The sequence below is a fragment of the Methylibium sp. T29-B genome, from assembly GCF_000576225.1.
In the GTDB taxonomy this organism is placed as follows: domain Bacteria; phylum Pseudomonadota; class Gammaproteobacteria; order Burkholderiales; family Burkholderiaceae_C; genus Methylibium; species Methylibium petroleiphilum.
In genome coordinates, this window is record NZ_AZSN01000146.1 from 1 (window position 1) to 8,961 (window position 8,961).

The window sequence follows — 8,961 nt, forward strand, 5'->3', positions numbered from 1 at the left end:
CGCATCACGGTGCGGCCGCTGGCGGATGCCTGGGCGACGCGCCGGCTGCTGCTGTGCACCGCCGTCGGTACCGAACCGGGCGCCGGCGCGGCCGCGCTGTTGCGCTTTCTCTCGGAAGCGTCCTAGCCGTAGCGCAGCTCGGTGGCCTTGCCCCAGAACACGCGGTAGGAGAACACGGTGTAGGCCGCGATCGCCGGCACCGAGATGCACACGCCGATCAGGATGACCTTCAGCGCCGCCGGGCTGCTGGCGGCCTGCCAGATCGTCAGCTGGTCGATCACGACGAAGGGATAGATGCTGTAGGCCAGCCCGAGGAAGCCGAACACGAACACCGCGATCAGCAGCACGAAGGGCAGCCAGCACAGTTCCTTGCGGACGATGGGCCGGTCGAGCACCAGGCGGGCGGCCACCAGCGCGATGGCGGTGGTGAGCGGAATGGCCGACAGCGCGATGATGGCCGGCAGCTCGAACCAGCGCTGGCGCACGGTGGCGCTGATCCACGGCGTGGACAGCGAGATCAGCACCATGCCGACCACCACCGGCCACCACGCGAGCTTGGCCCAGCGGATGGCCTTGCGTTGCAGCTCACCCTCGGTCTTCATGATCAGCCAGGCCGCGCCGAGCAGGACATAGGCCGCCGGCAGCGCGAGCGCGATCGCGGCGGCGAACACCGGGTAGTTCCAGCCCGAGCCGAAGCCGCTGATGTAGCGCCCGAGCATCCAGCCCTGCGACATCGAGGCCAGCAGCGAGCCGGCGAAGAACAGCCGGTCCCAGGTGGCCTTGTGCACGTCCTTGGCCTTGACACGGAAGTCGAAGGCCACGCCGCGCAGCATCAGGCCGATCAGCATCAGCGTGACCGGCAGGTAGAGCTGCGTGAGCACCAGGCCGTGCGCCTTGGGGAAGGCGATCAGCAGGATGCCGATGCCCAGCACCAGCCAGGTCTCGTTGGCGTCCCAGAACGGGCCGATCGAGGCGATCAGCACGTCCTTCTCGGTGGCATTGGCGCGCGGCATCAGCAGGCCGACACCGAGGTCGTAGCCATCGCTGACGACGTAGACGAGCATCGAAATGCCCATCAACGCCATGAAGATCAGTGGCAGCGATTGATCGAACGTCATGTGGCACTCCCCTTCGCCAGCGCGGCCGCGGCGCGGCCTTCGGCGCGTTCCAGCGCATCGGGCTCGATCACGTCCTCGGGCTTCTCGGCCATGTACTTGAGAACGCTGACGTAGGCCACGATCAGCGCAAGGTAGAGCGTCACGTACATCGCGAGGCTGAGCGCGATCATCGAGGACGGCACGGTGGTCGCCGCCACGTCGGCGGTGCGCAGCAGGCCGTAGACGATGAAGGGCTGGCGACCGATCTCGGTCACGTACCAGCCGGCCACGGTGGCGAACCAGCCCGAGAAGCTCATGCCCGCCAGCACCCACAGCAGGCCGCGCGACAGGCGCTGCGGCGCCCAGCCGACGCGGCGGCCCATCCACCAGCCGACCCAGCTCACCAGCAGCATCAGCACGCCCATGCCGACCATCACGCGGAAGGCGAAGAACAGCGGCGCGGCCGGAGGGTGGGCATCGGGGAAGTCGTTCAGGCCCTTGATCTCGCCGTCGGCGTCGTGGGTGAGGATCAGGCTCGCCATCTTGGGGATCGCGATCTCGAAGTGGTTGGTGCGGGCCTTGTCGTCGGGCACCGCGAACAGCAGCAGCGGCGCGCCGCGCTCGGTCTCCCACACCCCCTCCATCGCCGCGATCTTCTGCGGCTGGTGCTTCAGGGTGTTGAGGCCGTGCAGGTCGCCGACGAAGATCTGCACCGGGATCAGCAGCGCCGCGACGGTGAGCCCGACGCGCATCACCTTGGGTGCCGAGCGCTCGGCCTGGCCGCGCAGCAGCTGCCAGGCGCTCAGCCCGGCCATCAGGAAGGCACAGGTCAGGCCCGAGGCCAGCAGCATGTGCGTGAAGCGGTAGGGGAAGGACGGGTTGAACAGCACCTCGGCCCAGCTCTTGACGTGGAACACGCCGTCGATCACTTCATGGCCGGCGGGCGTCTGCATCCACGAGTTCAGCGCGAGGATCCAGAACGCGCTGACGGTGGTGCCGAAGGCGACGAAGAAGCTGGCCATCATGTGGATGCGCTCGCTGACGCGGCCGTGGCCGAACAGCATGACGCCCAGAAAGCCGGCCTCGAGGAAGAAGGCAGTCAGCACCTCGTAGCCGAGCAGCGGGCCGGCCACGTTGCCGGCCTTCTCCATGAAGCCCGGCCAGTTGGTGCCGAACTGGAAGCTCATGGTGATGCCGCTCACCACGCCGAGCGCGAAGCTCAGCGCGAACACCTTGGTCCAGAAGCGGTAGGCGGCGAGCCAGGCGCCGTCGTGCGTGCGCAGCCAGCGCCAGCGGAAGAACATCAGCAGCCAGCCCAGCGCGATGGTGATCGTGGGGAACAGGATGTGGAAGGTGATGTTGGCGGCGAACTGCGCGCGCGCGAGGATCAGCGGGTCCATGCAGTCGGTCCTTTCAGATCAGGGGCGATGCGGCTCAGGCGGCAGGCGCGCCGGGCTTCGCCTTGCGGGCGAATTCCAGCAGCCGTTGAACTTTAGAGCCCATCTTCATGAGCTGGGAGAGGGTTTTCGCATCGAGCTTCTGGACGTCGTCGAACCAGGTGCTCATCAGCTCGATCAGCTCGTGCATGCCGCGCAGGCGCTGCTGCGCGATGCGGTCGGCCTCGCTGGTGGGTGTCTCGAGCAGTGCACTGCGCAGCATCGTCAGCGTGGGTTCGATCTCGCGGCGCCGGCGCTCCTCGGCGAGCGTGCGGAAGATCTCCCAGGCGTCGGTCGGGGCCTCGAAGTACTCGCGCCGGTCACCGGGCAGGTGGCGCAGCCGGACCAGCCGCCAGGCCTGCAGTTCCTTCAGCCCCATGCTGACGTTCGAGCGCGAGAACTCCAGCTGCTCGGCGATGTCGTCCGCATTCAGCGGCGTCGGCGACACGAAGATCAGCGCGTAGATCTGTCCCACCGTGCGGTTGATGCCCCAGCGACTGCCCATCTCGCCGAAGTGCGAGACGAAACTGTGGACGAGAGGGGAGAGCGAGCTCATGCAGTGGATGCGGAAAGTGCCCGGATTCTAGTTGAATTTTCAGTAATTACTGAAAATTCAGATTGAACCGAAAGGGGTGGCGAGCATGTGCCCGTGCGGGAGCGGCGGCGCCGGGCGGCCGCGATAATCGCGCCCATCCGGCGGCTCGACGAGCGGCCTCGACGACGAAAGCCTCACGATGACCGATCGCCCCGAGCCTGGCGGTGACCTCGCGAACCGGCGCCTCGTGCTGGGACTGAGCGGGGGCGTGGCCTGCTACAAGGTGGCCGAGCTGCTGCGCTTGCTGGTCAAGGCCGGCGCCAGCGTGCGGGTGGTGATGACCGATGCGGCGCAGCAGTTCATCACGCCGGTGACGATGCAGGCACTGTCGGGCCAGCCGGTGCTGACCAGCCAGTGGGACGCCGGCGAGTCGAACAACATGGCGCACATCAACCTCACGCGCGACGCCGACGCGGTGATCGTCGCGCCGGCGAGTGCCGACCTGATGGCGAAACTGGCCCAGGGCCGGGCCGACGAACTGCTGAGCCTGCTGTGCCTGGCGCGCCCCATCGCCCGCTGCCCGCTGCTGCTGGCGCCGGCCATGAACCGCGAAATGTGGTCGCACCCGGCCACCCAGCGCAACCTGGCGCAGCTGCGGGCCGATGGCGCGACGGTGCTTGGGCCGGCGAGTGGCGACCAGGCCTGTGGCGAGGTCGGCGACGGCCGCATGCTCGAGGCCGCAGAGCTGTTCGAGGACATCGTGGCGCAGCTCGCGCCCAAGCCGCTGGCCGGTGAGCGCGTGCTGATCACCGCCGGGCCGACCTTCGAGGCGATCGACCCGGTGCGCGGGCTCACCAACCGCTCCAGCGGCAAGATGGGGTTCGCGCTGGCGCGGGCCGCCCGCGAGGCCGGTGCCGAGGTCACGCTGGTGGCTGGCCCGGTGCACCTGCCCACGCCGCGCGGCGTGCGGCGCATCGACGTGCAGAGCGCCGAGCAGATGCTCGCCGCCGTGCTGCCGCTGGCGGCGACGCACGGCATCTTCGTCGCCACCGCCGCGGTTGCCGACTGGCGACCGGCGCGGCTGGCCGAGCACAAGATCAAGAAGGACGGCAAGAAGCAGGCGCCGAGCTTCGAGCTGACCGAGAACACCGACATCCTCGCGACCGTGGCCGCGCTGCCGAACCCGCCGTTCTGCGTCGGCTTCGCGGCCGAGAGCGAGCATCTTGCCGTGCACGCGCGTGCCAAGCTCGAACGCAAGAAGCTGCCGCTGGTGGTGGGCAACCTCGGGCCGGCCACCTTCGGCCGCGACGACAACGCGCTGCTGCTGGTCGACGCACGGGGCGAACAGCCGCTGCCGGCCGACGGCGGCACGGCCGACAAGCTCACGCTGGCGCGCGCGCTGGTGGCGGAGATCGCGCGGCGCCGTCCCACCTTGAACACCTGAACCCATGACGACGATCGACGTGAAAGTGCTGGACCCGCGCATGGCGGACCAGCTGCCCGCCTATGCCACCCCGGGCAGTGCCGGCCTCGACCTGCGCGCCTGCCTCGACGCGCCGCTGTTGCTCGAGCCCGGTCAGACGCAGCTGATCCCGACCGGCCTGTCCATCCACATCGGTGACCCGGGCCTGGCCGCGGTGATCCTGCCGCGCTCCGGCCTGGGTCACAAGCACGGGATCGTGCTCGGCAACCTGGTCGGCCTGATCGACTCCGACTACCAGGGCCCGTTGATGGTGAGTTGCTGGAACCGCGGGCCGGCGGCCTTCACGGTGCAGCCGCTCGAACGCATCGCGCAACTGGTGATCGTGCCGGTGGTGCAGGCGAGCTTCCGGGTCGTCGACGACTTCGGCGCCTCGGAGCGCGGCGAGGGCGGTTTCGGCTCGACCGGCCAGCGCTGACCGGGCCCGGCCCGCGCGCGCCGTGCCGCCGCGTCAGTGCAGCTGGGGCGAGGGCGGTACCGCGCTCAGCACCGAGAGTGCCGAGGTCGAGACCGAGCGGTGCTCGATCTCCTCTTCGCTGGCCGCGCGCACGTCGCGCACCTTCAGCGCAAGGACCAGCGCGATGCCGGCCAGCGGGTGGTTGCCGTCGAGCACCACGTGGCTGTCGTAGACCTCGGTGATCGTGTAGACGGTGTCGAGCGGGAGGTCGCGCGTGGTCGCGCCTTCGGGCGGTCCGTCGAATTGCATGCCGGCCTCGATGTGCCCCGGAAAGACGCTGCGTTCCTCGAAGAACACCAGGTCGGCGTCGTAGTCGCCGAAGGCGTGCTCGGGCTCCAGGTGCAGCGTGGCCTCGAAGCCCTCGGACTGGCCGACGATCGATTCCTCCACCTTGGAGAGCAGATCGTCGCCGCCGACGAAGAACTCCACCGGCTCGGCCAGTTCGTCGATCAACTGGCCGTGTGCATCTTCGAGCCGCCAGGTCAGGCTGACGACGCAGGGGGGCGTGATTTGCATGAAAGGATGATCGCACAATGAGGCCATGTCCCTGCTGCCTGCCATCGACACGCCGACGCCCTTGCTGGGTGCCCTGAGCCCCCGCCGTTTCATGCGCCGCCACTGGCAGAAGCGGCCGCTGCTGATCCGCCAGGCACTGCCTGGCGTGCGCCCCCCGCTGGACCGCGGCGCGCTGTTCGCACTGGCCGGCAGCGAGGATGTCGAGTCGCGCCTGATCGTGCGGCAGCGCGATCGCTGGACCTTGCGTTCCGGGCCGCTGCCGCGCCGGGCGCTGCCGCCCGTTTCTCAGGCCGGCTGGACGTTGCTGGTGCAAGGCCTGGACCTGCACGTGCCGGCGGCGCGCGACCTGCTGTCGATGTTCCGCTTCGTGCCCGAGGCGCGGCTCGACGACCTGATGCTGTCGTGGGCCAGCGATGGCGGCGGGGTCGGCCCGCATGTCGACTCCTACGACGTGTTCCTGCTGCAGGTGCAGGGTCGTCGTCGCTGGCGCATCGCGCCGCCGGGCGATGACACGCTGCGGCCGGATCTGCCGCTGAAGATCCTGGCGCACTTCGAGCCGCAGCAGGAGTGGCTGCTCGAACCCGGCGACATGCTCTACCTGCCGCCCGGCTGGGGGCACGACGGGGTGGCCGATGGCGAGTGCATGACCGCATCGATCGGCTTCCGGGCCCCGGCGCGCGGCGAACTGGCGCGCGAGGTGCTGGCTCGGCTGCTCGAGCGCGAGACGACGCGCCGCGCGTGCTGTACCGCGACGCGGCCCAGCCCGCGACCGACGCGCCGGGGCGCATCCCCGAGGCGCTGCAGCGCTTCGCGGTCGACGCGGTGTCGCGTGCACTGCGTGATCCGCGGGCGCTGCAGGCGGCGCTCGGCGAGGCGCTCACCGAGCCGAAGCCGCGCGTCTGGTTCGCGCCGCCGGCGGAGGTGCGGTCGGTCGACGCAGGCGTGCGCCTGGATCCGCGCACGCGCATGATGTACGACGCGGCCCATGTGTTCGTGAATGGCGAATCCTGGCGCGCCGCGGGGCGTGATGCCGCTCTGATGCGCCGGCTCGCCGACCGCCGTGCGTTGTCGACACGCGAATTGGAGCGGGCCAGCGAGCCTGCACGGGAGTTGCTGACGCAGTGGGCCGAAGACGGCTGGCTGCAGGTCGTGGGAGATGAGGATGGCTGCTGAACCGACCGACCCACCGCAGGAGGGCGCTTCGGCGCCCGCCGGCGGCACCCAGGTGATCGACACGCGCGAGGGCTTCGGCCAGGCCGTGCTGTCCGCGCTGGACGAGTGCGCGGAGGCCGGCGCACGGCATCTCTGGCTGTGCGATCGGGACTTCGCCCGGTGGCCGCTCGGGCAGCCGGCGGTGATCGAGGCGCTGACACGCTGGGCCAGTTCGCGACGCCAGCTGACCGTGCTGGCCGCCGGTTACGATGGCTTCGCGCAGCGTTTCCCGCGCTGGGTGCATTGGCGCCGGCAGTGGTCGCACATCGTCCAGTGCCTGGCAGTCCACGAGGAAGTGGCCGACAAACTGCCGACGCTGCTGTTCGCACCGGAACGCGTGGCCGTCCGCTTGCACGATGGCGAGCGCTACCGGGGCCGGGTCTACCGCGAGACCGCGGATCTGGTGTCCTGTCGAGAACTCGTTGAGGCGCTTTCGCAACGAGCCGACGAAAGCTTCCCTGTCACGACCTTGGGTCTATGAGGGTATGCACCATGTTCGGGATACACTGTTGGGCTAGGCATGGGGCTGCTCGAGCGGCCCTGGTCTTTGTCAGGAACTCGACGTTGTTCGGCGGGTTCCGCCACACCGGTGTTATTTGAACCCTTCGTTTGAGGACCTCATGATGAAAAAATCGCTCCTGCTTGCCACGCTGATCGCTGCTGCCGCCCTCGCTGCTTGCGGCAAGAAGGAAGAAGTCGCGACCGCCGTCGACGCTGCGGCGTCGGCGACCGCGCAGGCCGCTTCGGCCGCCACTGACGCGGCTTCGGCTGCGGCAGGTGCTGCGGCTGACGCTGCGTCGTCGGCTGCCACCGCTGCGACCGACGCAGCCGCTTCGGCCGCCGCCGGTGCCGCCGCGGGCGCTGCGGATGCGGCTTCGGCTGCCGGTGCTGCTGCTTCGGCCGCCATCGACGCTGCCACGAAGTAAATGCAGGCAGGAGGGCGACAGGGCGCTGGTCCCGGTCGCTCCGCGCTTCAGGAAGCCGCCCCTCGGGGCGGCTTTTTTTCGTCCGGCGGCCGCGCGAAGCGGCTCAGGCCAGGTCCAGCCAGTCGAAACCCCGGCGCGCGCTGGCCACCACGATGTCGGCGGCGTCGGTGCCGACCGCCCCGGCCAATGCGGCGGCAGCCAGATCCGGACGGTTGTTCTGTTCGCTCAGATGGGCTGCCACCACATGGCGCAACCCGGCATGTCGGCAGGCGGCCAGCACCTCGGCGGCGGTGTCGTTCGCCAAATGGCCCAGGCGCCCGCCGACACGGGCCTTCAACGAGGCGGGGTACCTCGAGTTCGCCAGCAGGTCCCGGTCGTGATTGCACTCCAGCAGCAGTGCGTCGCAGCCCTGCAATGCACCCAGAAGGTGCGCCGTGATCGAGCCGGCATCGGTGAGCACGCCCAACCGGCGCTGGCCATCGGTGCAGCTCAGTTGCAACGGCTCGGCGGCGTCGTGGGGCACGGTGTAGGGCGACAGTTCGAGATCCCCCACCGCGACGGGAGCCCCGTCGCTCACGAAGTGCAGCAGGTCGTCGTCGAGTTCGGGGGCGCCGATCGCACGCCAGGTGCCGCGGCTCATCCACAGCGGCAGGCGGTGGCGCCGGGCCAGGCTCAGCGCGCAGCCGACGTGGTCACCATGCTCGTGGGTGATGAACAGGGCCGTGAGGCCGGGCGGGTCGAGGCCGAGGCGGCCGAGCCGCAGCGACAGCTCCTTCTGCGTGAAGCCGCAGTCGATCAGCAGGCGGGTCGCGCCGGCCTCCACCAGCGTGGCATTGCCGGTACTGCCGCTGCCGAGGCTGCAAAAGCGCATGGCAGCGACCGCAGTCTCCGCCGTTCAGGCCGTTATCGCTACTTCAGGTCGGTCGCCAGCAGTTCCAGGATGCGCTGCGCGGCATCACCCGTCTCGGAGCCGCCCTGGTTGTTCAGCACCGTCACCAGCGTTGAATCCGCCTGGCTCTTCACCGCGATGCGGTAGCGCGCCAGGCCACCTTGTGCCGCCGCGTCCTTCTTGCCGCCACCGAACAGCTTGCTGAAAAAGCCGGGCTCATCCTTGGCAGCCTGCGCCTGGTCGATGTAGCGCACGTAGTACAGGCCCTGGGCGCGGTCGCGATCCTCGACCGTGAAGCCGCTGCGGTCCAGTGCCAGGCCGACACGCCGCCAGGCGCGGTCGAAGCCCTCGTCGACCTGCAGTCCGGTGCCGGCGCCGGCCAGCAGTCGCGCACGGGCGGCGGGCGGCACCGG

At 69.6% G+C, this 8,961-nt stretch carries 10 protein-coding genes and 1 pseudogene; 5 read left to right on the plus strand and 6 right to left on the minus strand.

Annotation, left to right across the window (positions count from 1 at the left end; genetic code table 11):
• Positions 1 to 122: 122 nt before the first annotated feature.
• From Y694_RS17460 to Y694_RS17470, 3 genes are read right to left on the minus strand one after another with little or no spacing between them, the layout of a single operon-like run.
• Complete coding sequence (locus Y694_RS17460; RefSeq protein WP_036234818.1) at positions 123 to 1,118, minus strand: cytochrome d ubiquinol oxidase subunit II; 996 nt, start codon at positions 1,116 to 1,118, stop codon at positions 123 to 125.
• The gene (locus Y694_RS17465) at positions 1,115 to 2,497 is read right to left on the minus strand and encodes a cytochrome ubiquinol oxidase subunit I (RefSeq protein ID WP_036234821.1); all 1,383 of its coding nucleotides are present in this window, start codon (positions 2,495 to 2,497) and stop codon (positions 1,115 to 1,117) included. The genes Y694_RS17460 and Y694_RS17465 overlap by 4 nt, the downstream gene beginning before the upstream one ends.
• A 34-nt stretch (positions 2,498 to 2,531) precedes the next feature.
• A complete protein-coding gene (locus Y694_RS17470; protein ID WP_011830157.1) occupies positions 2,532 to 3,089 on the minus strand; it encodes a GbsR/MarR family transcriptional regulator in 558 nt (185 codons plus the stop codon).
• Positions 3,090 to 3,267: 178 nt separating this feature from the next.
• Between Y694_RS17470 and coaBC the strand changes: the two genes are divergently transcribed.
• Both coaBC and dut read left to right on the plus strand, forming a co-directional pair.
• Positions 3,268 to 4,512, plus strand: a complete 1,245-nt coding sequence (gene coaBC, locus Y694_RS17475) for a bifunctional phosphopantothenoylcysteine decarboxylase/phosphopantothenate--cysteine ligase CoaBC (RefSeq protein WP_036234824.1) — start codon at positions 3,268 to 3,270, stop codon at positions 4,510 to 4,512.
• 4 nt (positions 4,513 to 4,516) lie between these two features.
• Positions 4,517 to 4,966 carry a dUTP diphosphatase gene (gene dut / locus Y694_RS17480; protein WP_036234828.1) on the plus strand — a complete coding sequence of 150 codons (450 nt, stop codon included), beginning with the start codon at positions 4,517 to 4,519 and terminating at the stop codon, positions 4,964 to 4,966.
• 33 nt (positions 4,967 to 4,999) lie between these two features.
• On the opposite strand, the gene Y694_RS17485 is transcribed toward dut, so the two are convergent.
• A complete protein-coding gene (locus Y694_RS17485; protein ID WP_036234831.1) occupies positions 5,000 to 5,521 on the minus strand; it encodes a peptidylprolyl isomerase in 522 nt (173 codons plus the stop codon).
• A 25-nt stretch (positions 5,522 to 5,546) separates the two neighbouring features.
• On the opposite strand from Y694_RS17485, the pseudogene Y694_RS17490 reads away from it, so the two are divergent.
• The 3 genes and pseudogenes from Y694_RS17490 (at position 5,547) to Y694_RS17500 (ending at position 7,659) form a co-directional block, all read left to right on the plus strand.
• Positions 5,547 to 6,694, plus strand: a pseudogene (locus Y694_RS17490) (JmjC domain-containing protein).
• A 52-nt stretch (positions 6,695 to 6,746) separates the two neighbouring features.
• Positions 6,747 to 7,214 carry a hypothetical protein gene (locus Y694_RS17495; protein ID WP_155935855.1) on the plus strand — a complete coding sequence of 156 codons (468 nt, stop codon included), beginning with the start codon at positions 6,747 to 6,749 and terminating at the stop codon, positions 7,212 to 7,214.
• 142 nt (positions 7,215 to 7,356) lie between these two features.
• Complete coding sequence (locus Y694_RS17500) at positions 7,357 to 7,659, plus strand: hypothetical protein (RefSeq protein WP_036234836.1); 303 nt, start codon at positions 7,357 to 7,359, stop codon at positions 7,657 to 7,659.
• A gap of 103 nt (positions 7,660 to 7,762) precedes the next feature.
• Here Y694_RS17500 and Y694_RS17505 read toward each other — a convergent pair whose 3' ends face one another.
• Together Y694_RS17505 and bamC are read right to left on the minus strand one after the other, a co-directional pair.
• Complete coding sequence (locus tag Y694_RS17505) at positions 7,763 to 8,530, minus strand: MBL fold metallo-hydrolase (protein WP_036234830.1); 768 nt, start codon at positions 8,528 to 8,530, stop codon at positions 7,763 to 7,765.
• 38 nt (positions 8,531 to 8,568) lie between these two features.
• Positions 8,569 to 8,961: outer membrane protein assembly factor BamC (gene bamC / locus Y694_RS17510; RefSeq protein WP_036234841.1), on the minus strand; the 393-nt coding region annotated here is incomplete at its 5' end.